A 24,536-nucleotide genomic window follows, 5' to 3' on the forward strand; every position below is an offset into this window, starting at 1 on the left:
AACTACTTCCCGCTACTCAAGGACGCGGCTTCGGTGGTCCCTTGCGATGCAGCTTGCCCGGCGGGCCCGGCTTGAAACCCGATGGTTTCCCGCCGGTGCGCGCGCCAGCCGGCTTGAACTTGCGCGGCGCCGTATCGCCACCGGCGTCGCCCTCGCCCACCTTGTGGATGCGGAGCTGCTGACCGGACACCCACACCTTCTTCAGGTGCATCAGCAGTTCCTTGGGCATGCCCTCAGGCAGGTCCAGCACGGTGTAGTCGTCCTGGATGTCGATGCGGCCGATGTACTTACTGTCCAGACCCGCCTCATTGGCGATGGCGCCGACGATGTTGGCCGGCTTCACGCCGTGCGCGTGGCCCACTTCGATGCGGAACGATTCCATGCCGACGTCGGGTTTCTCACGCGGCGGCGCCTTGTCGAAGCGCGGGCGTTCGCTGGCCGGAGCGTCGAAGCTGGGACGCTCGATGCGCGAAGTCTCGCGTGCGGGCTTATCGAAACTGCGCGGCGCGGGACGCTCGAACGGAGTTGCGCTTTCCTCGCGACGGGGCGCCGAACGCTCCTCGCGAGCAGGCCGCGCTGCAGGCGCAGGCCGCTCGCCATAGGCCGGGCGTTGTTCACCCTGCGAAGGACGTTCGCTGCGCTGCGGACGCATGGGACGTTCGCTGCGTTCATGACGCTCGTTGCGTTCGTACGCCTGCGGTGCCGCCGGCGTGCGGTCCGGTCCCAGCAGTAAAGGCGTATCGCCCTGCAGCAGACGCGCCAGCGCGGCGGCGATGTCGACCATCGGCACGTTGTTTTCCTGCTCATAGCGCTCCACCAACGAACGGTATTCGCCGGGTTCGCCGGTCGCCAGCGTGTCGGTGATGCGGCCCAGGAATTTCTCGACCCGCTTGTCGTTGACCGCTTCCACGCTGGGCAACTTCATTTCGTCGATCGGCTGGCGGGTGGCGCGCTCTATCGAGCGCAACATGCCCTTCTCGCGCGGAGTGACGAACAGGATCGCGTCGCCGCTGCGGCCGGCGCGGCCGGTGCGGCCGATACGGTGCACGTAGCTTTCGGTGTCGTAGGGAATGTCGTAGTTCAGCACGTGGCTGATGCGCTCGACGTCTAGGCCGCGGGCGGCCACATCGGTAGCCACCAGAATGTCCAGTTTGCCGTCCTTTAACTGCTGGATCGTGCGCTCGCGCTGCTGCTGCTGGATATCGCCGTTGATGGCGGCGGCGGCCAGCCCGCGCGCCTGCAGCTTCTGCGCCAGCTCTTCGGTGCCCAGCTTGGTGCGGGCGAACACGATCATGGCTTCGTACGGCTCGGCTTCCAGGATGCGGGTCAGCGCGTCCAGCTTGTGCATGCCGCTGACGAACCAGTAACGCTGGCGGATGTTGGTCGCCGTAGTGGTCTTGGAAGTGATGGTGACTTCCTGCGGATCGCGCAGATAGGTCTGGGCGATGCGGCGGATGACCGCCGGCATGGTCGCCGAGAACAACGCGACCTGGCGCTGGGGCGGAGTTTTCTTCAGTACGGCTTCGACGTCGTCGATGAAGCCCATGCGCAGCATTTCATCGGCTTCGTCCAGCACCAACGTGGTCAGCTCGGACAGGTCCAGGGTGCCGCGGTCCAGATGGTCGATGACCCGGCCCGGCGTTCCCACCACCACATGCACCCCGCGCTTCAGCGCGGTCAGCTGCGGCGCATAGCCCTGACCGCCGTAGATCGGCAGCACCACGAAGCCGGGAATCTTGTTGGCATAGCGCTGGAAGGCTTCGGCCACCTGGATAGCCAATTCGCGCGTCGGCGCCAGCACCAGCGCCTGCGGCTTCTTCTGGTCCAGCTTGAGCCGGGACAGGATCGGCAAGGCGAAGGCCGCGGTCTTGCCGGTGCCGGTCTGGGCCTGGCCCAGCACGTCCTTACCGGCCAGCAACGCCGGAATGGTGGCCGCCTGGATGGGCGAAGGGGACTCGTAACCCACCTCGGTGACCGACGCCATGACGGGCGCGGAAAGACCAAGATCGGCGAAAAGCAGTGGGGTATCGGATTCGTTGGACATGCAAAAAACTCCGGCGCGCCAAGGAAAATGGCCTACGCAAGGCGATATTGTGCGCTCTGCGGTAAGAGCTGTCGCCCTAAACCCAATCCGCCAGGGCTTGGCGGGGCGGTGTTTCCACCCTGCCAGCGGGCTATCCGCCCGGTTTTCGACCCCTGTTTGGCGGAACCGCGGGACCTCCGAGAAGGCCCGACCGGGCTGCGGCCAGGACCGAAATCCGGCGCCCGATTTAACATTCGGGCAGCCAGCCATTTTCAACTAGGGCAGAAGAACAGCTTGGCCCGGCAATCGCGCCAACATGCGATCGACGTCCGTGGACGCCTCACCTTTGCCGCTTCCAGAAGCACTTGTAAGGTTTTGTTGATCGACCAACAGGCGGATCAGACCCTCTCGATCGAGACTGCCGTCCATCGACGGGTACAGAGCCCGCTCCACTGGCGACAGTTCGATGCTTTCGTGCCAAGCGTTGGCAACGTACGAGTCCGCCCCTTCCAGTGCCGCCGTCATCCGCCGCACCAGCGGGTCCACGCAAGGATGGGACACCGAGACGTCGGCACTCGCAAGTACTGGAGCGAGCCGGATGCGTGCAATACCGCGCAGGATCAAAAACTCGAGCAACTCGTCGATAGCCGCTTCCACCAAAGTACGTGGTGCGCTGCCGGCATCGAGCGATGTTTCGACGCAGGCCACCAGTTCATTCCGGCCTATCGTCATCGGCCACGCCTGGGTAAGCAGATCCAGGGCCCGCTTCACCGCATCCGAGGAGGTGCTGACGCTGGGCTCGCCCTGCATTCCGTACTCCTGGGTGCTGCCGTCGAAACGAGTGCCGCCTGCGACACAGGGAAGCCTCGCCGCGAAATGAACGGATTGCAGACGTTGTCGATCTAGTCGATAGCGGATGTCGGCGGCACGGGAAGCGTGCACCAGCAGGGTCTGGCGGAATCCCCGGTTGATGGCGAAATCCAAATATTGCTCCATCCGCGCCTGATCGTGACCGAACGCTCTTAGCAATGGCTCGGCGATGTCGTTGCCGTAATTCCCCGGGATCATCATCGCCGGCTGCGCTTCGCCCAAGTACGACAGGCCATGGCCGCTTGCCCGTTCCAGGAATTGATGGAAGTAACAAGGCAGGTTGTAGGGCTCCAGGTATTCGTGAGCCAGATAATGGTCATCGCCCTTGCGCAGGTAAGGCAGGTTCTCCTCCAGCGCCCGAGCCAGCATCCCGTCTTTGCGCGCGACCTGCTGCAGGAACCCGACCATGCCGCGCGCATAAGCGATCTGCTCTTTGGGATCCGAACGCGTACTGCCATGCAGCAGCATGGCGTCTCGGATCATCTCCTTCGCTTTCCAACCCGGATAAGTGTTGTAGCTGACGTACGCCACGCCGTTGGGCGCAAGATTGCGGCTGCAAATGCGCAACAGCGCATCTTGTACGTGCGGCGGCACCCAACTGTAGACGCCATGGCAGACGATGTAATCGAACTCGCCGAGCGATTCGCTGTCGATCTCGGCGAGGTCCGCCTGACGCAGAACTATATTGTCCAGTCCCAGCCGGTCGGCCTGCCGCGTGCCTAAATCGATCTGTACCGGCGACAAATCCAGTTCCAGCGCTTTGAGTGCTGGATAACGCAGCGCCAACGGAATCAGGTTTCCGCCGGAAGCGCCTCCAAGCTCGAGCACCCGGGCCGTAGCCACCGGCGGCGCCGAAAGTCCGAAGATATGCGCCACCGCCGCCGATTGTTCGGGCGAGCTATGCATGTAGGCGTGCGAGGTGTAAGGCACGCTGTCGTAGTAGGCGCGGACATGCGCAAGAGTAGTGGTCATCAAGGGCCCGATTGCGAGCGCGTGACCCGTGTAGGCCAGACGATCCGGCCCTACTCCGCGCGCCGGCCGCCAGGGGCAGCTGGCCGTGCGCGATCTCTTCGGATGCAAACGCTTAGGGCTGGAATTCTCTCACAGCCCCGGATGACGGAGTGCCGACAGGTAAGCACGGCGTCCGAACAACGACGCGCCGAACTCAGGCGAGCGCTTTGGCCCGATAGCCGAAGCCGACCATACGCCGGGACTGCTCGTCCCACAGCTTGAGGCGGGCGCACTTCAGGCTGGACCACAAAGTCAGGCGCGGGGCCGATTGCAGCAGCTCGCTGGATTCGAACGCCTCGCGCAAGCGGTAGTTGGGAATGCGGCTGGCTAGGTGGTGGATGTGGTGGTAGCCGATGTTGCCGGTGAACCAATGCAGCACGGCAGGCAGGTCGAAGTACGAACTGCCGGAGACGGCGGCCTTGCCGGCGTCCCACTCTTCCTTGTTGGTCCAGTACGCGCCTTCGAAGGTGTGCTGCACATAGAACAGCCATACGCCAATGGCGCCGGCCATCAGCACGATGGGCAGGTGCACCAGCAGCACGGTGTGCCAGCCGATGGCGAAACCCAACGCGCCGCCCACGACCAGCAGCATCAGGTTGTTGAGCATCACGCTGGCCCATTCCTTCTTCCAGCTGAAAGGAAGGTCGAACGGGAAACGATGCTTGATGACGAACTGGTACAGCGGGCCGATGCCCAGCAGCACTGGTGTGCTGCGGTAGAAGCGGTAACAGAAGCGGCCGAACCACGAGCGCGATTCGTACTCGGCCACGGTCAGCGTCTCGATGTCGCCCATCTCGCGGCGATCCAGGTTGCCGGAGGTGCCGTGATGGATCGCGTGGGTCTTCTTCCAATAGCCGAACGGGAACAGAGTGATCAGTCCCAAGCTTGCGCCGACGATATGGTTGGCGCGCTCGCTGGCGAAGAAAGAACCATGCCCACAGTCGTGCTGGATGATGAAAAGACGCACATAGAAGCCGGCGGCGGGAAGAGCCATCAACAACGTCCAGCCATAGCCCCATTGATCGACCACGCTCCACGCCATCAACGCCCAGATCGCCAGCAACGGCGGCAAGGTATTGAGCAGCTGCCAGATGGCGCGGCTGAGGCGGGGTTTGGCGAAGTGCGAGCACAGCTTGCGCAGCTGAGCAGCCGTGGCGGATGCCTGAAGGTCGGAACTCAAGAAAATATCTCCCATGGGAGTCACGATTGTCAGGGACACGTGAAGTCAGCGCAATGACATGCGCTGGCGTATGGCCGGTTTTGTTCATCCCCGCCCACTTTCCGTCCGCATTGGGCACAACGGACCGTGATTATTCCCGTGCCGGCGCGAATCATGAGGGCAGACAAGCACAATCGCGTAGGCAGCTGAATGGGGCACACGGCAATCATGGCAAGGGATACGCAACCCCAGCAGCGCTTCGGCGAGCTGCTGGACCAGCATCGCGGGGTCGTATTCAAGGTCGCCAATACCTACGGTTTCCATGCGGAGGACCGCGCCGACCTTGCCCAGGAGATCGCCGCCCAGCTGTGGCGCGCTTTTCCCGCCTACGACGCCGAAAGGCCGTTCTCGACCTGGATGTATCGGATCGCGCTGAACGTGGCGATCTCGCATGTGCGTACTACCGTCCATCGGGATAAGCACTCGATTCAGCTGGACGAAGCCGTGCATGACATCGCCGACGACAACGGCGCCGACCAAGAAACCGACCAGCAGGTGCGCGCCCTGCACCGCTTCATCGCGCAGCTGGACAAGCTCAATCGCGCCTTGCTGCTGCTGTACCTGGAAGACCAGAGCTATCGCCAGATCGCCGAGATCCTGGGCATCAGCGAAACCAACGTAGCCACCAAGCTCAGCCGACTCAAGCAACGCATCCGCTGCGAAATCTGAACCGAAAAGACAATCATGGAAAACATCATGGAACTCGACGAACTGAAAGCCACCTGGCAGGCGCTCGACCGCCGCCTAGCCCGGCACGACCGCATCAATCTGGAACTGTTCAAGGAAAAGAAGCTGGAAAAGGCCCGCACCAACCTGCGTCCGTTGTTCTGGGGTCAGATGTTTCAGCTGCTGCTCGGCATTGGCCTGATCGTGCTGGGCGTCGCCTGCTGGACCCGCAACACCGGCGTTCCGGGCCTATTCGTGGCCGGCATCCTCGTCCATGCCTTCGGAGTCATCACCACCGGCGCCGCCGGGATCACACTGGGCTTGATGGGCAACATCGACTATTCCGCACCGGTACTGAAGATCCAGAAGCGGATGGCGATGCTGCTGCGCTTCTACACCATCAACTCCAATATCTGCGGCCTGCCGTGGTGGATCATGTGGGTGCTGGTGGTCGTTGCCTTCGCCGGACTGGGCCAGATCGATCCACAAGCGACCACGCCAGCGTGGATCTGGATCAGCCTGGTCATCGGCGTGGCGGGTCTGCTGGGTACCTGGTGTTTCCATCTATGGAAGCGGCGAACACCGGCGCAGCACGCGCGCGAGACCGTCTGCGTCGCCGATGGCGGGGACGGCATCCGCCGCAGCCAGCGAATCCTCGACGAGATCACGCAGTTCGAGAAGGAATAGCGCGGCGAACCCGCAATGATCGCGGCTACCCGAACAGCGTACGCCGCGACAGCTACACCCGGCCCCTCAACGCAAACTGTAGCCGGACACGCGCCAGGTCTTGTCTTCATCCAGGCGGAAGGACACCAATTCACGCACTGGTCCCGGCGCGTCGGTGAACTTGGTGGCGAAGACCACGTTGATGTAGTTGCCGGCAGGCACTTGGTTGCCCGCAGCGTAAACAGCACGGGTAACCGCGACTTGCGAGCGCGTCATCGGCGCGCCGAGCTTCTGGCGATCAGCGGATATCTGCTGGACGAAGCTGTCTTTGGTCACCACGCTCTTGGCTACGGAAGAGGCGCCCTCCCATACTTCGCCGCCCTTGTTCTGATCCACCCATTGAATGACCAGCCCCGCGGCCTTGGACATTTCCGCACTCTGGCGCGCGATCTGCACCCGCTGTTCTGAGGTGAGCTGCTGTTGCTGCAGGACTGTCGCGCGCGCGGGCGAGGCAGGTTGTTGCGCAAGGCCAACACCGGTGGATGCCAGCGAGGCAGCGAATAGAATGGAACGGCAAGTCTTCATGGGTCCTCCGGAGTTCTGAGGCGGTACGCGCCCGCGCCCTCAATCTATGGCGGGCGCCATAAGGTCGTGTTATTGCGGTTTTAAGTCGAGTTTTCAGCCGCGCGAATTGGCTGTCACCTGGATCTCGACACGACGATTGGGTGCCAGACACGCGATTAGAGCGTCCCGGGGTTGTTCGGCGCATTCCGTGACTGGCTCGCTTTCGCCGCGCCCTTCCGCGGCGATGCCCGCTGCAGCCACGCCATGCTGCACAAGGTATCCACGGACCGTCGCAGCGCGACGTTCCGAAAGCAGCTGGTTAGCCGCTACGCTGCCGATACGATCGGTATAGCCGATCACGGCGATCGAAGCGGTGTCGGCATCCTTCAGCTTTGCGGCGATGGCCGACAGCTGTTCGCGGCCTTGGGGAAGCATGTCGCCGGCTTCGTATTTTCCGAAGGCGAACAACGCATCGGCCGACAGATCGAAACGCGTTCCGGTGGCTAGGACGGCTGGGGCAGCGGGAGCCTGCTCGACCAGTAGATCGGCACACGACTGCGGCGACCAGTGAAAGCTCTGCGCACGGTAATCTTCGTCGAAGATGGACTTGTACTGGCAGGTGACGATCTTGCCGTTCTTGCGGAAATGGAAGAGATAATCCCACTCGCGCACGCCCGCATAGCCTTCACGGAAATGCGGGTGCCCCAGCAGCTGCGACAACTGATCTTTGGTCATGCCGGGTGCGATCAATCGCAGGTCGGCCGGATTGGGGAAAGTACCGTCCTTCAACGTGGCGCTATCGGCGGCCGGGAAGATCACCTCGCCCGCGATTCCCTGTGCGCTGATATCGCGGCTGACGTGGCGGGTGCCGCATGCCGCGAGCGCGGCGCTCAACGACAACAACAGAAATGCGGTTTTCGGATCGTGTTTCATCGTTTTGTTACCCCTAGATATGCATACGGAACGCGGCGCAAAGGTCGGCGGACCGTTACCACTGGATACCCGCGCCGACCGAGAAGCCCCAATCGCGTGCCGTGTTGCCGCTGGCCTGCGCCTTGTACACGTAGCGACCGTTCTCGGTGATGCCCGACAAACCCACCGCCATGCCGTACTCGCCCTGGTAGCCGCCCAAAGCCGCCGACAGCATGCTTTTGCCCGGCAGGTACGCCTGTGGCAAGCCGGCCATCGCCATCGCCGACGAAGTCGCACCGCGATAGCCGCGCTCCATCGTCCAGACGTCGCTTTGCAGTCCGGTGATGCGGCTATCGGTGTACTGGTTGGCCGTGTTGATGGCGTAGTTCACGCCTGAGTTCAACTGGCTGACGTTGACCGCATCGGTGCCGGCGATGCCCGGCGCCACGCCGGTGATCGTGCGACCGCCGACATTCACTTCACCAGTGGAGCTGCTGCTGCCCACATAGGCGGCGTTGTAGCCGCTCTGTGCGCCGACGGTGGTGGCCGAGCCCGCGCCTAGCGCCACGCTGTTGCCGTGAGTGGCCGAGGCGTTGTTACCCAGCGCGGTGCTGTTGGTGGCCGACGCAGTGGAACCAGTACCGATCGCGGTGCTGTTGTCGCCGCTGGCGGTGCTCTGGTTGCCCACGGCCAGTGCGTTGTCGCCGCTAGCGACGGCGCCGTTGCCGCCGGCGGAGGAGTTGGTGCCGGTCGGCAGTGGTTTGACAATCGCGCCTTCCTGGCTGACCTGGAACATGCCATCGGCGCCGTTCTGCACGTTGGCGATGTCGGTGGTGATGTTGTTGACGGTGTCGGTCAGGTTGGTGATATCGCCCTCGATGTCCACGATGTCGCTCTGGATGTCGGTGATATCGCCTTGAATATCGACAATGTCGCCTTCGATGCTGGTGACCCGGTTGTCCAGATTGGTAATAGCGGTGTTGACGGTGCTGATCTGGGTGTCGGTGTACTGGTTGGACGTCGCAGTTGCGGAGTTCACGCCAGCGGTCAGCTGATCGACATTGACGCTGTCGGTGCCGGCAATACCCGGCGCCACGCCGGTGATCGTACGGCCGCCGATGTTCACTTCGCCGGTCGAATTGCTGCTGCCCACATACGCGGCGTTATAGCCGGTCTGTGCGCCCACCGTAGTTGCAGAACCCGCGCCTAGCGCCACGCTGTTGGCATGCGTGACGGTGGCGCCGGCACCTAGAGCCGTGCCGTCGGCAGCGCTGGCCACCGCTCCGCTGCCCTGGGCGATGGCGTTGGCGCCTGTGGCCGAAGCGTTGGAACCTATCGCAACGGCGTTGATGCCCAGCGCCGAAGCGCCCAAGCCCGCGGCATAGGAAGCATCGCCCACGGCCACGCTGTTTACGCCGATCGCCACGGCGTTAACGCCGCTGGCACCGTCATTGACGTAGTTGCCTCCCGCGACGCCGTTGTCGTTGACGCTGTAGTAATGCACTGCTCCGGCTGCAGCCTGAGATGCCACGGCATACAGCTGCGAACCGTTGATGGCGTCGGTGGAGGTCGCGGTCACTTGACCGGCAGCCACGTTCTGGATCTGGCGTTCCGCGCCGATTGCGCCGACGCTGAAGGCGCTGGCCGGTGCATTGCCCGCAAAGGTGCCATAGGTTATGCCACCCACGGTAGCGGTGCTGGTCGGAACAACCGCAGAAGTCACACTGTCGCTGCCCAGGGCGACATCACCTGCCGCCGTGTTGGCCACGGCATTGGCCCCCATCGCGATGGCGCCGTTCTGGTTTGCCAACGAATTGGTTCCGAGGGCAATGACATCACTGGCGGTGGTAGCAATGCCTGCGATCAAGTCGGCACCGGCATTCTGGCCCATGAAAATATTGCTTTGCCCGGTATTCAGGGCACCGGCGAATCCGCCAATCGCAATGCTATTGCTGCTCGACATCGCAAGACCGGAGTTTTCGCCGATCGAGACATTGGAACTGCCTGTAACGTAAATTCCGGCGTTGGAACCCATCGCGACATTGGAGAGTCCGACCGTGTTCTGACCGGCTCCCGGGCCGACCGAGGAGTTCAGATCGCCCACAATATTGGAACCTGCGTTATTGCCCAAAGCCGCGTTGTTATTGCCCGCGACATTTGCACCCGCGCTCACGCCTACTGCCTGATTGGCGTTACCGACTACGTTAATTCCGGCAGCATCGCCAAGGGCCAAATTTTGCATGCCCGTGGTGCCCGTGCCTGCGCCGGATCCGAAGGCCGAGTTATTGACCCCCGTGACATCCCTCCCTGCAAAGGCGCCGAGAGCGGTATTAAACATTCCGGTGGAATTATCTCCGGCTCCGCTACCAATCGATGTCGACAGAAGACCATTGGCGGTTGCACCATTACCGATCGCGGTGCTTTGGTTACCTGTAGCCGTCGCGTTCGTTCCCGCCGCCAAGGCGTTGATGCCCGTCGCCCCATCGTTGTTGTAGTTGCCCCCAACCACGCCATTGTCATTGACGCTGTAGTAATGCGTGGTGGCTTCCGCTGCAGCCGCCTTCAACTGAGCCACATTCACCCCGTCGGTGTCCAGGGCGCCGGCGGCCACATTGTTGATCTGGCGGGTCTGGCCGTTGCCGCCCACGCTGACCGCGCCCAGGGTGCTTACCCAGGTGGACGACGTATCTGTCGACGGCAGGCCGGTCGTCGGGTCGTAGCCAGCTACGCCGGCTGCGGTGTCGGCGACCGAGCCGCTGCCCAGGGCTACCCCATCCTGCACGATAGTGACTGCGTTGGCGCCGAGTGCGGTCGAACCGGATACGTCCGCGCTGGCGTTATCACCTAGCGCCGCACCCGCAATGATGGCTGGATCGATGACGCCACCGTTGTACGTGGCGACCGCGCCGTCGCCGAATGCCGCACCGCCATTGCCGGCGCGCGTCGAAGCGCCCATCGCAACCGAGCCGGTAGCGATCGCGTCGTAGCCGATGGCGATGCTGCGCACACCCAGCGCCTGCGCTTCGGCGCCCACCGCTACCGCTTCACCGGCGCCCACGTGCGACCGATTTCCGATCGCAACGGCGTTGTTCAGAACCGGCAACGAAGCAGGATCGAAGGTGGACTGGTCGACGATGTTGCCGTCGCGGTCGTAGAGAGAGTCCGTATTGAAATCGTAGGTATAACCCAGGCCGGCTGCCTGCCCCATTACCACGTTGGCATCGCCGCGCAGGAGGACGCCAGCGTCCGTGCCGCTGATCAGATTGCTGTTGCCAGCAACGGCCATGCCTGCGTGCGAGCCGCTCAGGACATTGTCATTACCTGCCGCCCCCAAACCTGCGAATACACCCGTGATGCTGTTGTTGTTGCCGGATACCCCTTGGCCAGCGCTGACTCCTTGCACCAGGTTGTTGTCGCCCTGCAAGCTGTTGCCGGCAGAGAATCCTTGAACAAGATTGGCCGATCCATTCACCCCGGCGCCGGCGGCATGGCCGATGGCGGTGTTGTAGTCGCCCGTCGTCATTGCGCCAGCCAGCGTGCCTATGCCGGTGTTGTAGTCACCGGTCATAGTTATCCCGGCGCCACCGCCGACCGCGGTGTTTCCAGATCCGCTCGCGCTGGTACCCGCGCTATTGCCGAAAAAGGCATTCTGGTCACCGGACGACCCCATGCCTGCCGCGTTACCGACAGCGACATTCAGAGTGCCCGAACTGAATTGCCCTGCCTGCGAGCCGATAAAGGTTCCCTGGATGGCTGTCGATCCCACGCCGGCCGCGTTACCAATGGCTGTGGTCGCATTGCCATTGGCTTGCGCCCCTACACCAATGGCCATAGTCAAGTTGCCCGCAGCCGCCGTGTCGGCACCGATCGCCACGGCGTACAGCCCGGTAGCGCCATCGTTGTTGTAATTTCCCCGCTGCGTGCCCGCATCGGTGGTGCTGACGTAGTGGATCTGATCGGCTTCGACCTGAGTGGCCAGACTTTCGATGGCGGTATTGGTCGCATACAACTGCGAACCGTTGATGGCATCGGTGCTGGTGCCGCTGATCCGGCCCGCAGCAACATTGGTAACGGTGCGTTCGGCATCTGGACTGCCGACGCTGACGGTGCTGGTCGGCGAGGCACCGGCGAAGGTGTACGGCTTGCTGTTGATGATCGTACCGCTCGTCGCAATCACCGGCGCCGTCGTAGAACCCGAACCGAGAGCTACATCGAGATTGTTATTGGCGACGGCACCCTGCCCCAGCGCCGTACTATTGTCACCGGTGGCTGTCGCGTCCGCGCCCACCGCCGTTCCCCGGACGCCCGAGGCTGTCGAATTCGCACCAAACGTCGATGCGCCCAGACCAGTCGCCATCGCGCTGTTACCGACCGCGGTAGTGAACTGATCGGTGGCTTGAGCGTTCTGGCCTACCGCGGATGCAGCGAAATTGTTCGCAACACTGGAGTTGCCCAAGGCGACCGAATATTCGCCCGTGGCTTGGCTGTTCTGGCCGATCGCCGTGGTCGCCACCTGCGTGGCCTGACTGTTGGTGCCGATAGCGACGGCATAATCCGCACTGGCTGTGCTCGACTGGCCGATCGCCGTGCTGCTCAGATTCGAGGCCAGGCTTGCTTCGCCAATGGCGACCGATTTTTCCCCCGTTGCCTGGCTGAAGGTACCAATTGCTGTTGCGTCCACCGCACTCGCGTTGGCTGCATTACCGATCGCAATGGCGTTCTGCGCAGAAGCTTGCGCCCCCAGGCCCAACGCTACGCCGTTGTCGCCCGCGGCGATGGCATTGTTACCGATAGCGATGGCGTTGGCACCGCTGGCGACGGCTCCATCTCCGCATGCAACCTCATTTCCGGAACCCGCAGCGGCGCCGAGAGGCAGACCCGTAACCGGATCCAGACATACGGCATCCGCCGCCCAGGCACCGCCGGAAGCGCTCCCAAGCAAGACCACAAGGAGCAGCGACAGCACATCACGCTTGGGCGGTACGGCGCCCGCAGACCCCGTCGCCCCCTGGCTGTTACCACTTGCCAATTCCGAGGCCACCACCAGTTGCCCAAGTTCCTTGTTCCAAACCTTGCTGTGGATTTTGTTCATGAAATACTTCTCACGTATTGACGAATGGACGCCTTGGCGCGGCGACCAGTGCCTGACTCTTGAAGGCTGCGACGAGTGGGGGGCTTGACGAGCGCGGTATCGAAAACAATTGAATTGTGATCGTGCGCACAGTCTAGAATTAGTTGAAACTCGACTGCGGTCGATTCCGAGAACCACAAGTTTCCGTTTCACGAACAGGGCGATATCAATTCGCTGTACGTCTACCGGACAATGCCTGCCCTCACCGCCACCCCTTGCCCATGACAATCCTGGAATTCGAACTGGACCGCGAATACGTCGAACTCAACCAACTGTTGAAGCTGGCCGGGGTCTGCGACAGCGGTGGCGCAGGCAAGGCATTGGTAGCCAGCGGCGCGGTATCGGTGGATGGTGTGGTCGAACTTCGCAAGACCTGCAAGATCCGCGCAGGAAACACTGTGGAATTGGAAGGCTTGGCCATTCGGGTGATCGGCGCCCCGCCCGCCTGAAGTCCGCCGCCGGCCGACCGCAAGCGGCAAAGGCATAATCGGCGCTTCCCTGTTGTTCCAGGAGTGCGGTCCGTGACCCTTCTAGCAGTTGTTCTGTTCCTGGTGCTCTCGGGTTTGCTTGCGTGGAGCGTGTTCGCCTTCAACCGGTTGGTGCGTCTGCGCAACCAGGTGCGGACCGCCTGGGCCGATGTCGATGTGCAGTTGATCCGCCGCCACGATCTGGTGCCTTCGCTGGTGACGGCAGTCCAGGCCTACGCCGGACACGAACAGGCGGTCCTGGCCACTGTCACCGAGTTGCGCGGACAGGCCATGGCCGCACAAGCGCCGGGACCACTGGGCGCAATCGAATCGGCGCTGGAACAGGGCATCGGCCGGTTGCTGGCGCTGAAAGAAGCCTACCCCGACCTCAAGGCCAGCGAGAACTTCGCGCAGTTGCAACGCGATCTGGTGCAAGTGGAGGAGCAACTGCAATACGCGCGCCGCTTTTATAACGGCGCGGTCCGCGACCTGAACGATGCGGTGCAACGAGTGCCGGATCTATTCGTCGCCCGCGTTGGAAGGTTCGACAGCGCCGAGTTCTTCCAAGCCGACGACGCCGGCCGCGCTGCGGTGAAAGTGGAGCTTTCCCGATGAAAGGAATTTTCTTCGCATTGCTGCTACTGCTTGCGGTGCCGCTGGCTGCGCAGGAACGCATCCTTTCGTACGACAGCGAAGTGCAGGTCAGCGCCGACGGCAGTCTCGACGTCACCGAGCGCATCGCGGTGCGCGCCGAAGGCAACAACATCCGCCGTGGCATCTATCGCGACTTCCCGACACGCTACAAAGATCGCTATGGCAATCGGGTCGTGGTCGATCTGCAAGTGATCGACGTGCAGCGAGATGGCAAGCCCGAGCCGTGGTTCACCGAAAAGAAGTCCAATGGCGTGCGCATCAATACCGGCAATGACGATTTCCTGCCGGTTCCTACCGACTTCACCTACACCCTGCGCTATCGCACCACGCGCCAACTGGGGTTTTTCGCCGACCACGACGAGCTGTACTGGAACGCCATCGGCACCGGCTGGGACTTCCCCATCGAACGCGGCAGCGTGGAAGTTCGCTTGCCCTCCCCCGTTCCTATAGACCGCATCCAAGTGGAGGCCTACACCGGCGCGCAAGGTCAGAAGGGCGATGCCTACGACGCGAAGGTCACCAGCCCCGGCATTGCGCGCTGGTTGCTGACCCAACCGCTGGCGCCGCGCGAAGGCTTCACCATAGTGATGAGCTTTCCGAAAGGATTGGTGGCCCAACCCAGTTCCACGCAGCGCTGGCTGTGGTTGCTGAAGGACAATCGCGGCGTGTTGATCGCGCTTGCGGCGCTGATCACGCTGCTGGTCTTCTGTTTCCGCCGCTGGCACCGGCTGGGCCGCGACCCCAAGGCAGGCGTGATCATCGTCCTTTACGATCCGCCGACGGGCTACTCCCCCGCCGGCCTACGTTTCATGCAGCGCATGGCCTACGACACGCGGTGCTTCTCGGCGGATCTGCTCTCTCTGGCGGTGGCCGGAAACGTGCGCATCCATCGCGAGAAAGGCTTCCTGAGCGATGACTGGGAGTTGGAGAAAACGGCCGACGCGGCCCCGGTCGGGATCGAAGAGCAGAGGATCCTGCAATCGCACCTGTTCAAGAACGGCAACCTGAAACTGGAATTGAAGAACACCAATGCCAGCACGGTGTCTGGCGCGCAATCCGCCCACTCGGTGGCGCTGGAGAAGCGCTTCAAGCCCGCTTTTTTCGCGCGCAACGGCAGCAGTATCGCCATCGCGGTCCTCATCGCTATCGTCGGCGCTGCCGCCTCTTTGGTCTTAAGTGGCGGCGGCGGCATTCCTTTCATCCTGATCGTCGTCGGATTGATGCTGATTGCGGCGGTCGTCTTCGGCGTGCTGATCAAAGCGCCGACGCCCGCCGGACGCAAACTGTTGGATGAGATCGAAGGCCTGAAACGCTACCTCAGCGTCGCCGAACGCGATGAACTGAAGAGCCTTCCGGGCCCCGATGCACCTCCGGTACTGGACGCCAAGCGCTACGAAATGCTGCTGCCGTACGCGGTAGCGCTGGAGGTTGAGGACGCGTGGACCAACAAGTTCACCGTGGCCGCAGGCGCTGCCGCAGTAGCCGCAGCGACGGCGGGCATTTCCTGGTACCACGGCAGCAACATCGGCGACCTGAGCAGCTTCACCGAGGCCGTGGGCAGCAGCCTGAGTTCGCAGATCGCTTCTTCTTCAAGCGAGCCCGGCAGTTCTTCGGGTGGCGGAGGCGGAGGTTCCTCTGGCGGCGGCGGCGGCGGCGGTGGGGGCGGCGGCCGTTGAAACCGCCCTCGTCCTGGTACGTCTACCTGATCGAATGCCGCGATGGCAGCCTGTACACCGGCATCGCGGTCGACGTGGTTTTGCGCTATGCAAAGCATGTCGCCGGGAAAGGTGCGCGCTATACCCGTTCGCATCCGCCTTTGCGGCTACTGGGACAATGTGCTTTTGCGGACCGTTCCGAAGCCAGCCGCGCCGAATACCGCATCAAGCAGCTCGCACCCGCACAGAAGCGCGAACTGTGCGCTAGCTGGGCGCTGCCAGCACCAACGGAAACAGAACGAGCTCGGACACCCTTGTCCTTGTAGATCCGAGCTTGCTCGGATGCTCTTGCTCAAAAGCATCCGAGCCTAAAAGCATCCGAGCAAGCTCGGATCTACGAGGCCGAGATCACGTTGCTTGCCGACTCGGCCAAGGCTGTTAATCACCCATGCCGAGCTCCGCCTGGCGCCTATTCGCTGCCGGTCCGGCCTGCAGCGTGCGCGCCATCGGCGTCGCGGGCGGACAGCGGGCTTTCGATCGGACATTTCCGATCAGGAAAACCGTAGCTTTCCCTTAGCGCCAGTCCGCAGGCATCCACCACCTCGGTGCTGCTGTCGGGCAGCTGGCATTCGCGTTCGAAAGCGCGCATGAACTCGTCCTTGCGCCGCACGAAATCTTCGCCGCACTTGCGGGTCAGCCCGATGCGCTCCAGATCGTCCTGCACGGCGTTGGTGCCATCCAGCCCGTATTCCACCAGCTCGTCCGCGGAGAGCAGCCGCAGCTTGCGGTTGGGCACGGTCATCATCAGATCGGCCACGGCCACCGACGCGCCATTGCGCTCCAGATACTCCTTCATCTTCTCGTAGACCTCGCGCAGCTCCTGGCTGAGCTCCGCGCGCGTGGTCGCGGTCGAATCGACGCGCATCATCCGATGGATACCGACCTTGCCGGCGATCTGGCGGTCGTCTCCCGCGGCCAATATGAGCACGCAGGCGCTATGGCAGATGGCTTGGTCCCCTACGCGGATGGTCCATTTCGAGGCGCCGATGGCATCGCCCGCCTTCATGGCGTCTTCCACGTGGCCGCCACTGGAATCCAGATCCAGGACGCGTTGCTCGATCTTCAGGCGCTCGGCGACGTTGCCCACTCGCTCCACCAGCGCGGTGAAATCGGTGGCGATCTTGCCTTCGTAGTTCAGCCGCAGCATTCCAGCTTGCTTGCACTTCTCGACGGCCGCATTCACTCCGGCGTACGACAGATCGGTAAGCGGTTCGCCTCCCCTTGCCGCGATCGGATTGGATTCGCAGCTGATCGCAGCCTCTCCGGAAGTCAGCTCGACCGCCGGCCAATGCGTACCTTTCAATACATCGGCCTTGGACGCCACCGGCGCGGGCGTCGGAGAGCCGCCGCTGAGCGCACCGCTCTGTCCCGCGCTGGCGGGCACATCGACGATGGTGATCGGAGGCGCGACCGGCGCCTTTTGCTGACAGGCGGTAAGGCAGGCGACAAGTGCGAACAGAAACCATTGTTTGGACATGCTGCGTCGTTATCCGGAATAAGGAAACACTGCATCGCGATCTGCGACGAGCAGTCCTCAGTCTAGTGTGTGGCCGGGGAACGAACCAAATGAAGCGTGAATATCGCCGCCAGAGGCCGCATTTCACGAAACCAAAGCGTCGACAAAAGCCGCGCCGCGCTTACTCCGCCGCCATTGCCGCCAGCCGGACGACTGTATTCATGTTGCGCGCGGTTCCGCTCTTCGCCGCCGGAATCACCAGTTTCGAATCGGCCATGCCTTCGCCGTAATGCACATAGATCTCGCGCTTTCCTGGCACGATCCGCTCGTCCTTGAGATGCCTGACCGTTTCCAGCGTGTCCGCAGGTGGCGCGCCGTCGAGGAAGATCGTTACCACGCGGTTGGGTGCGGCCGTGGGAAAGGGATTGGCGGCAATGACCGCCGCCATCTCGGCGCCGGTGCGCACCAACACGCCCACGGGCTTGCCCGCGTACCGCGCCAATGCCTCCTCAAGCGCGGCTTTCACCTGCACCGCGCTGGTATCGCTGCGCAACAATACATTGCCGCTGGCGATATAGGTGCGCACACCTTGGAAGCCGGTGGATTCGCACATGGCGCGCAATTCGGCCATAGGCAATTTTCCGGTTCCGCCGACATTCACGGCGCGCAGCAGGGCGATATAGGTGTTCATGCGAACCTGATTGAGGCGAATCGACGCAGCGTCGGATCGGCAGGTTACCCCAATAGCGAAGCGCAGCCGGACTAGGACCCGCGAGTCGGGTTCAGGCGCCGCTATCGTCGCGCCGCAATGACCAGAAGGCGATGTCGCGACGGAGGCCGTAGCCGTTCTGCGCGTACAACTCCTTGGCCCTGCGGTTCTCATGGCTCACGTGCAGGAACGGCGTCAGTCCACGGCTAAGGACGTCGTTGGACAACCAGGCCAGCAGGCGTCGTGCATAGCTGCGGCCATTGAAATCGGGATGCGTGCAGACTGCGCTGATTTCCGTGTACTCGTCCATGCCCATGCGCTCGCCGATCATCGCGGCCAGCCGGCCGTCCTGGTAAATGCCGAAATAGCGGCCCAATTCCACGGTGCGCGGTCGGAAGTAATGCGGATAAACCAGCGTCGTCAGCGCCAGCACATCGGCTCGATGGACTTCCGTAAGTTCGATGAGGTCCGGGCCATCCACTTCGGGAATCCGGACGGAACAAACCATTTGCGCCAGCAAGGCCAGCTGCTGCATTCGCCAGCCTTCGGCTTCGGCCGGCGCCCGTCCCAACAACAACACGGTATCGCCATGCGGCACCAGCGATTCCAGCGATACGGCCGCATCGACGCCGTCGGCCGGTACGCCCAGAAAGGGCGCGACGTCCGGTGGATAGCGCGCCGCATAGTCTTCGCGTATCGCTAGGGAACGATGCCGGCTGGCCAGGGATTCCCAGATCGGATTGTCGAGCGGATGCGAACTCATATGAGCGCGAAGTCTGCCATCGGTTAAAGAAGGTCTGCGGCGATACGGCCGACTTCGGCTATGACCGAGTTGTTCGTTTCCTGCGGCGCTGTGGATTCCGCGTGATACGCCGTCACCAGCAGAGGTGCGCGGCCAGGCGGCCAAACGATGGCGATATCGTTGGTCTCGCCCTTGCCGCTGGTGCCGGTCTTGTCACCAGCCCGCCAGCCTTTCGGCAGGCCGCCACGAATACGCCTGTCGCCCGTAGTGGTGGCGATCAGCCAGTCGGCAAGCAGTTTGCGCGAGGCGGGCGACAGCGCATCGCCCAGCAGCAGCGAGCGCATGTCGTCGAGCATCGCCGCGGGAGAAGTGGTATCGCGCGGGTCTCCGGGAACCGCCTCGTTGAGTTCGGTTTCCCAACGATCCAGCCGGGTCACGCCGTCTCCCAGCGATCGCGCGAACGCGGTCAGTCCGGCCGGTCCGCCAAAGCTGGCCAGCAACAGGTTGCCGGCGGTGTTGTCGCTGAGAGTAATGGTGGCGTGGCACAACTCGGCCAGACTCATGCCGGGTTCGCCGACGTGTTTCTCGGTGACCGGCGAATACGCGACTAGATCGCCCTTCGAGTAGACGATGCGACGGTCCAGCCGCTCCTCGCCACGATCCACCCGTGCCAGCACCTGCGCCGCGGCGAGAAGCTTGAAGGTGCTGCACATCGGAAAGCGCTCATCGGCGCGATGGCCAACGCGCTTGCCGGTGCCCGTGTCGAGGATGGAAACGCCAAGACGACCGCCGTGGCGGCGTTCCAGTGCTTCGAGTTTGCCTTGCGCGTCGGCGTCGCGCTTCCCCGCCGCGAACGCGCGCCCGAAGGGCGCGAGCGAAGCGCTACAGGCGATGGCGAGCAGCAGCGAACGGCGTGAAGGATCGAGGGTCACGTAGGTCTATTCGAACCTGGGGGCAGGAGAAAATATCACTTCGTCTCGCCGCCCTCTACCGGCCACCGTTCCCCTCAAGACTCAAGGCGTGTCCTTGTTCGGCACCCACACCATCCACGACACGCCGAAGCGATCGTTGCACTGACCCGCTAAGGATCAGGCCACTGACTTTCCAATACCCGTATCAGCAGATCGTCCAGCGTCGCGCCCGCGTTCATATGCACGAGCTTGCCATCGAGCGCGAGATACGCGAAGCCGTGGACCGTCGACCAGGTAGCCAGCAGGGCTGCCTGTGCTTGCGGATCAAGTACTTGCTGCTCTGGTATGCAGCGGATCGCACGAATGGTTTCCTCCAGTTGCGCCAGGGTGCGGGCACCCGTTTCCTGCAGTGCGGCGTGATCGGGGCTCAGCAGATCGCGACGGAACATGAGCTGGAACCGTCCCGGGTAGGTCATGGCGAAACGCACGTACCCCATTCCCTGCAGCCGCAATCGCTGCGTGGGCGTTCCCTGGGAAACTTCGACGTGCAGGTTCTTGGCCAATTCCTCGAAACCAAGCAGGGCCACTTCCGAAAGCAGCCCGGCCGCGCCGCCGAAATGGTGGGCCGGCGCGGCCGCGGAAACGCCAGCGCGTCTGGCCGCTTCGCGCAGGCTGAAGCCCGCCAGGCCGTGCTCGGCCAGTATTTCGTCGGCGGCCCGAATCAAGGCGGTCCTCAGATCGCCGTGGTGATAGCGATCGGCAGGGCGTTCTTCAGGCGGCTGTTTTCTGTTCATTCCGGGTATCTTTACACTGTTCAAATTATGTTGTAGCTTCATGTTAACACCGTAAAGATTGAGCCGCGACATGAATAACACCTCGAGACGAGCGGATCCGCCGGCATGGACCGAGAAGGACCTGCCCGACCAGACAGGCCGCACGGTAGTGGTAACCGGGGCCAATAGCGGGCTTGGCTATCTGACCAGCCTGGAATTGGCCAAGCAGGGCGCGCACGTAATCATGGCTGCGCGGGATCTGGAAAAGGGATGCCTGGCCCAGGCCAGGATTCTGGCGCTGCGGCCAAGAGGAAGCATCGAGCTGCGACAACTCGACTTGGAGGATCTGGACCAGGTGAAGGCTTTCGCTCACCGCCTGCTCGACGAACACAAGCCCATCGACGTACTGGTCAACAACGCGGGCATCATGATGCCGCCCCGCTCGTTGACCGCGCAGGGCCACGAGTTGCAGTTCGGCGTGAACCACCTCGCGCATTTCGCCCTCACCGGCCTGCTGCTGCCGCTGTTGCTCGAAGGTCGCGACAGCCGCGTCGTCACCGTCAGCTCCGACCTCCACAAACGGGGCCATATCCACTTCGACGATCTGTCCGGCGACCGCAAATACGGACGCGTCGCCTTCTACGCCCAATCCAAATTCGCCAATGTCCTGTTCGCCCTGGAATTGGATCGCCGCCTGCGAGCCGCCGGACTGCCGATCAAGAGTCTGTTGGCGCACCCCGGTTATGCCGCAACGAATCTGCAGATGAGCGGACCCAGCGGCGCACTCAAGCTTTTCATGCGCTTCGGCAACCGTTTCCTTGCGCAATCGGCGCAGAGGGGCGTATTGCCCCAGCTTTACGCCGTCGCCGCACCGGAAGCGGGCGGCGGTCAATTCATCGGACCCGATGGTCCGAACGAAAAAAAAGGTTATCCCACCCAAGTGCAGCCCGTGGAGGCGGCGCGCGATCACAGTCTCGCCGAACGACTGTGGTTACTCTCCGAGGGGCTCACCGGCGTCCGCACTGATTTCGCGGACATGAGGAGCACTCCAGCATGACGACGATCGATACCCTCGCCTTCTTCCGCACCTGGCTATCAAAACCGTTGCAGGTAGCGGCGATCGCACCTTCCGGAAGCGCGCTCGCGGGCTTGATGACCAAGGAACTGTCCGTCGATAGCGGACCCGTTCTTGAACTCGGTCCCGGCACCGGCGTTTTTACCCGGGCATTGCTGGCGCAAGGCCTGCGCGAAAGCGATCTCACCCTGATCGAGCACGACCCGGGTTTCGCCAACCTGCTCCGGCGGCGATTTCCTGCGTCGCATATCCACCGATTGGACGCGGCTCGGCTGGCCAAGGCAGGACTTTTCGAAGACAAGCGCGTCGGTGGCGTGGTCAGCGGTCTGCCCTTGCTTTCCATGAAACCGAGGAAGGTGATGGCCATCCTTTCCGGTGCTTTCGATTCGATGCGGCCGGGCGCTTCGTTCTATCAATTCACCTACGGACCGAATTGTCCGGTGCCGCACCGCATTCTCGATCGGCTCGGCCTCAAGACCACACGCATCGGCCGTACCCTGTTGAACGTTCCGCCGGCTAGCGTGTATCGCATATCGAGGCGATCGCCACGGAAGTAAGCCCCCTGAGCCGACCCGATCGGCTCAGGCCAGTCCGGCTTAAGCCAGCACCTTCACCGCATCGCCGACGCGTACGCTGCCCGCAGAGCGCGGGATGAGGTTCTGACCGAAGGTCACGCCGTCGGCAGTGCGGCGGTAGCCGATCAGGGTGCGCAAGGGCTCGCCGTCGGGATCGCGCTCGCCACGCATCGGATCGATCGTGGTGAAGACGCAGCGCGTACAGGCCTTGGCTACATCGAACTCCACCTCGCCGATGCGGACGCGTTTCCAACCATCCTCCGCATGCGCGGCCACGCCCTCCACCACCAGGTTGGGGCGGAACTGCAGCATGGAAACGGGCCTCGCCAGCCGGGCGTTCAGGCCGTCCAGCGCGGCGCGTGAGATCAGCAATAACGGGAAGGCGTCGGCAAAGCTGACCTCGTCGCCCACTTGCGAATGCGGGTCGGTCATCGCCCGGCTGACGCCAGCATCCATGTGCACCAATCGCGCGGACTGTTGCAGGAATTCGCTTAGCCAAGCCTCGGCCGCCGCGCCGGCGGGTTTCGCGGCGACCTCGTTCTTCCACACGTTGACCGAGACGGTGGTTTCGGTTTGCGGAAACGGCACGGACAGCGATGGCATGCCGGGCGCGGCAAGCGAAAGCCCTGTGGGCACGGGCTGCGCTCGCACCAAGGTCAGCCGCGGCAGCTCCCTCCCGGTGAGGAAGCGATTCCCGGCATCCACCACCATCCAGCGCCGGTCGTACCGCAAGCCGCGCGGCTCCACCACCGCCGTTTGCGTCTCGAGCGGTGCGGAAGATTTGATTGGGTACAGGTAAAGGTCGGAGAGGCGCATGCGCGTTCAGTCTGAAGGCCGGTGCGTGCATGGTAGTGCAAGCCAAGGAGACGGACCGCTGGCGGTTTGGTCGGTGATTCTCGCCGCTACCGGCGACGCTCCGCCTCCCCGCAGCAAAGAACACGAAGCGAATGCCTTTATGACCGGACATTAACCTCGGCGGGCGCACCGTGGGCGTTGCGGTCTCTTGACCGCGCGAAGGAGACCAGCGATGTCCTATATCGACGGATTCGTAATTGCAGTACCCACGGCCAACAAAGAGAAATTCATTCAACATGCCAACGACGGTGACTCGGTCTTCGTCGAGCATGGCGCCACCCGCATCCTCGAATGCTGGGGCGACGACGTTCAGGACGGCAAACAAACCGATTTCCGTCGCGCCGTGAACGCGAAAGAGGATGAAACGGTGGTTTTCTCCTGGATCGAGTGGCCCGACAAGGCGACGCGCGATGTCGGAATGGAAAAGGCCATGAAAGATCCCAGACTGTCGCCGCAGTCGAACCCCATGCCGTTCGACGGCATGCGCATGATCTTCGGCGGCTTCGCACCGGTGGTCGAACTCGGGTCCGACACCAAGCACTGATTGAACGAATGCTCTTCGGCAGAAACTTCGTGCAGAGATTTCGTGCACAAACGGGGGCGGGCCAAAGCGGCTCGCCCTGCAGCGGCCAAACTGCAAGGCTTGAGCTGCGAGTCTAGGATCGTTCCTATTTTTCGATCAACCTGTAAACCCTGACGTAATCGACCTGCATGCTTGCGGGGAAAATGGTGTCGTCCACGCCTTCCTTCCCACCCCAATCGCCGCCGACCGCGATGTTCATCAACAGGTGGAAACGCTGGTCGAAGGGCCAGACCTTGTAGCCCTTGCCTTCATTGGGGAATTCCAGCACCAGCGCATCGTCGATGTAGCCGCGGATCGCGTCGGGCGTCCAGTCCACACGGTAGAGGTAGAACTGGCTCATGGCGCCGTCGATCACTTTCGTAGCGGTCTTCTGCGTGTTGATCTGGAAGTAGTAGGCCTGGGTGTGCGTGGTGATGTGCACACGGTTCGGGTCGTAGCCGACATGCTCCATGATGTCGATCTCGCCCGACTTGGGCCAGCCGCCATACGCCTGATCGGTGGGCAGCATCCACAACGCAGGCCAGGTGCCTTTCCCTGGGGGAAGCTTGGCCTTGATCTCGAAGCGGCCGTAAAGGAAATCGCCTTTTCCCTTCGAGATCACCCGGGCGGAGGTGTAGTCGCGGTCTTCCTTCTTTTCTTTTCGCGCGATGATAGTCAGCACGCCGTCGGCGACGGATGCGTTGTCGGTGCTGTCGGTGTAGTACTGCAACTCGTTATTGCCCCATCCCTGCCCGCCGATGTCGTAACCCCACTTGGCGGGATCGGGAGCGCCCGTGTAGTCGAACTCGTCCTGCCATGAAGGCCCCGCTTCGAACTTCCAATCGTTGTGTTGAGACGCTTGCATGGCATCGGCGGTGGAGACGCCATCGCTCTTCGACTGCTGGCCGAAGCAAGCAACGGCACGCGACGCGATCAACAGGGTCAAGCCAGCAAGCAGCGTTCGTGAGCGTTTCATCGGA

Annotated in this window: 22 protein-coding genes; 9 read left to right on the forward strand and 13 right to left on the reverse strand. The window is 62.7% G+C overall.

Annotated elements, in window-relative coordinates; all coding sequences use genetic code 11:
* Positions 1-16: 16 nt before the first annotated feature.
* The 3 genes from AC1DTQ_RS10505 to AC1DTQ_RS10515 all read right to left on the reverse strand — a co-directional run bounded on the left by AC1DTQ_RS10505 (position 17) and on the right by AC1DTQ_RS10515 (position 5,084).
* Positions 17-2,044 (reverse strand): DEAD/DEAH box helicase, encoded by a 2,028-nt coding sequence (locus AC1DTQ_RS10505; RefSeq protein ID WP_477849530.1) that lies wholly within the window; start codon positions 2,042-2,044, stop codon positions 17-19.
* 255 nt (positions 2,045-2,299) lie between these two features.
* A complete protein-coding gene (locus AC1DTQ_RS10510; RefSeq protein WP_477849531.1) occupies positions 2,300-3,865 on the reverse strand; it encodes a methyltransferase regulatory domain-containing protein in 1,566 nt (521 codons plus the stop codon).
* A 193-nt stretch (positions 3,866-4,058) separates the two neighbouring features.
* On the reverse strand, positions 4,059-5,084 hold the full coding sequence (locus AC1DTQ_RS10515) for a fatty acid desaturase family protein (protein ID WP_477849532.1): 1,026 nt from the start codon (positions 5,082-5,084) through the stop codon (positions 4,059-4,061).
* A gap of 207 nt (positions 5,085-5,291) precedes the next feature.
* On the opposite strand from AC1DTQ_RS10515, the gene AC1DTQ_RS10520 reads away from it, so the two are divergent.
* Both AC1DTQ_RS10520 and AC1DTQ_RS10525 read left to right on the forward strand, forming a co-directional pair.
* Positions 5,292-5,792: an RNA polymerase sigma factor gene (locus AC1DTQ_RS10520; RefSeq protein WP_477849534.1), complete on the forward strand. Its 501-nt coding sequence runs from the start codon at positions 5,292-5,294 to the stop codon at positions 5,790-5,792.
* A gap of 15 nt (positions 5,793-5,807) precedes the next feature.
* Positions 5,808-6,476: a serine/threonine protein kinase gene (locus AC1DTQ_RS10525; RefSeq protein WP_477849535.1), complete on the forward strand. Its 669-nt coding sequence runs from the start codon at positions 5,808-5,810 to the stop codon at positions 6,474-6,476.
* 66 nt (positions 6,477-6,542) lie between these two features.
* On the opposite strand, the gene AC1DTQ_RS10530 is transcribed toward AC1DTQ_RS10525, so the two are convergent.
* From AC1DTQ_RS10530 to AC1DTQ_RS10540, 3 genes are all read right to left on the reverse strand, one after another.
* Entirely contained in the window at positions 6,543-7,040 is a 498-nt protein-coding gene (locus AC1DTQ_RS10530; protein WP_477849537.1) for a DUF4019 domain-containing protein, read from the reverse strand.
* Positions 7,041-7,133: 93 nt separating this feature from the next.
* Positions 7,134-7,952: an OmpA family protein gene (locus AC1DTQ_RS10535; protein WP_477849539.1), complete on the reverse strand. Its 819-nt coding sequence runs from the start codon at positions 7,950-7,952 to the stop codon at positions 7,134-7,136.
* Between the two features lie 55 nt (positions 7,953-8,007).
* Entirely contained in the window at positions 8,008-13,023 is a 5,016-nt protein-coding gene (locus AC1DTQ_RS10540; RefSeq protein ID WP_477849540.1) for an ESPR-type extended signal peptide-containing protein, read from the reverse strand.
* Between the two features lie 260 nt (positions 13,024-13,283).
* Here AC1DTQ_RS10540 and AC1DTQ_RS10545 point away from each other — a divergent pair, with 260 nt between their 5' ends.
* The 4 genes from AC1DTQ_RS10545 to AC1DTQ_RS10560 all read left to right on the forward strand — a co-directional run bounded on the left by AC1DTQ_RS10545 (position 13,284) and on the right by AC1DTQ_RS10560 (position 16,164).
* On the forward strand, positions 13,284-13,511 hold the full coding sequence (locus AC1DTQ_RS10545; protein WP_477849542.1) for an RNA-binding S4 domain-containing protein: 228 nt from the start codon (positions 13,284-13,286) through the stop codon (positions 13,509-13,511).
* Positions 13,512-13,583: 72 nt separating this feature from the next.
* Entirely contained in the window at positions 13,584-14,144 is a 561-nt protein-coding gene (locus AC1DTQ_RS10550; RefSeq protein ID WP_477849543.1) for a LemA family protein, read from the forward strand.
* Complete coding sequence (locus tag AC1DTQ_RS10555; RefSeq protein ID WP_477849544.1) at positions 14,141-15,859, forward strand: DUF2207 domain-containing protein; 1,719 nt, start codon at positions 14,141-14,143, stop codon at positions 15,857-15,859. The genes AC1DTQ_RS10550 and AC1DTQ_RS10555 overlap by 4 nt, the downstream gene beginning before the upstream one ends.
* A complete protein-coding gene (locus AC1DTQ_RS10560; protein ID WP_477849546.1) occupies positions 15,856-16,164 on the forward strand; it encodes a GIY-YIG nuclease family protein in 309 nt (102 codons plus the stop codon). Before AC1DTQ_RS10555 ends, AC1DTQ_RS10560 begins: the two co-directional genes overlap by 4 nt.
* Positions 16,165-16,307: 143 nt before the next feature.
* Here AC1DTQ_RS10560 and AC1DTQ_RS10565 read toward each other — a convergent pair whose 3' ends face one another.
* The 5 genes from AC1DTQ_RS10565 to AC1DTQ_RS10585 all read right to left on the reverse strand — a co-directional run bounded on the left by AC1DTQ_RS10565 (position 16,308) and on the right by AC1DTQ_RS10585 (position 20,582).
* Positions 16,308-17,375: a COG3904 family protein gene (locus AC1DTQ_RS10565; RefSeq protein WP_477849548.1), complete on the reverse strand. Its 1,068-nt coding sequence runs from the start codon at positions 17,373-17,375 to the stop codon at positions 16,308-16,310.
* 160 nt (positions 17,376-17,535) lie between these two features.
* Positions 17,536-18,045 (reverse strand): DUF1697 domain-containing protein, encoded by a 510-nt coding sequence (locus AC1DTQ_RS10570; RefSeq protein ID WP_477849549.1) that lies wholly within the window; start codon positions 18,043-18,045, stop codon positions 17,536-17,538.
* A 91-nt stretch (positions 18,046-18,136) separates the two neighbouring features.
* Positions 18,137-18,826, reverse strand: a complete 690-nt coding sequence (locus tag AC1DTQ_RS10575) for a GNAT family N-acetyltransferase (protein ID WP_477849550.1) — start codon at positions 18,824-18,826, stop codon at positions 18,137-18,139.
* Positions 18,827-18,849: 23 nt separating this feature from the next.
* A complete protein-coding gene (gene bla, locus AC1DTQ_RS10580) occupies positions 18,850-19,737 on the reverse strand; it encodes a class A beta-lactamase (protein ID WP_477849551.1) in 888 nt (295 codons plus the stop codon).
* A gap of 149 nt (positions 19,738-19,886) precedes the next feature.
* Positions 19,887-20,582 (reverse strand): TetR/AcrR family transcriptional regulator, encoded by a 696-nt coding sequence (locus AC1DTQ_RS10585; RefSeq protein ID WP_477849553.1) that lies wholly within the window; start codon positions 20,580-20,582, stop codon positions 19,887-19,889.
* On the opposite strand from AC1DTQ_RS10585, the gene AC1DTQ_RS10590 reads away from it, so the two are divergent.
* Together AC1DTQ_RS10590 and AC1DTQ_RS10595 are read left to right on the forward strand one after the other, a co-directional pair.
* A complete protein-coding gene (locus AC1DTQ_RS10590) occupies positions 20,581-21,546 on the forward strand; it encodes an oxidoreductase (RefSeq protein WP_477849554.1) in 966 nt (321 codons plus the stop codon). The genes AC1DTQ_RS10585 and AC1DTQ_RS10590 overlap by 2 nt on opposite strands.
* Positions 21,543-22,121 carry a class I SAM-dependent methyltransferase gene (locus AC1DTQ_RS10595; RefSeq protein WP_477849555.1) on the forward strand — a complete coding sequence of 193 codons (579 nt, stop codon included), beginning with the start codon at positions 21,543-21,545 and terminating at the stop codon, positions 22,119-22,121. Before AC1DTQ_RS10590 ends, AC1DTQ_RS10595 begins: the two co-directional genes overlap by 4 nt.
* Positions 22,122-22,160: 39 nt before the next feature.
* Here the strand turns inward: AC1DTQ_RS10595 and AC1DTQ_RS10600 are convergent, their stop codons facing one another.
* Positions 22,161-22,955, reverse strand: a complete 795-nt coding sequence (locus AC1DTQ_RS10600; RefSeq protein WP_477849557.1) for an MOSC domain-containing protein — start codon at positions 22,953-22,955, stop codon at positions 22,161-22,163.
* Between the two features lie 211 nt (positions 22,956-23,166).
* Here AC1DTQ_RS10600 and AC1DTQ_RS10605 point away from each other — a divergent pair, with 211 nt between their 5' ends.
* Complete coding sequence (locus tag AC1DTQ_RS10605; RefSeq protein ID WP_477849558.1) at positions 23,167-23,538, forward strand: DUF1428 domain-containing protein; 372 nt, start codon at positions 23,167-23,169, stop codon at positions 23,536-23,538.
* 124 nt (positions 23,539-23,662) lie between these two features.
* Here the strand turns inward: AC1DTQ_RS10605 and AC1DTQ_RS10610 are convergent, their stop codons facing one another.
* Positions 23,663-24,532: a glycoside hydrolase family 16 protein gene (locus AC1DTQ_RS10610; protein ID WP_477849559.1), complete on the reverse strand. Its 870-nt coding sequence runs from the start codon at positions 24,530-24,532 to the stop codon at positions 23,663-23,665.
* Between the last annotated feature and the right edge of the window lie 4 nt (positions 24,533-24,536).

This window comes from Pseudoxanthomonas sp. P4_B2 (assembly GCF_056402315.1).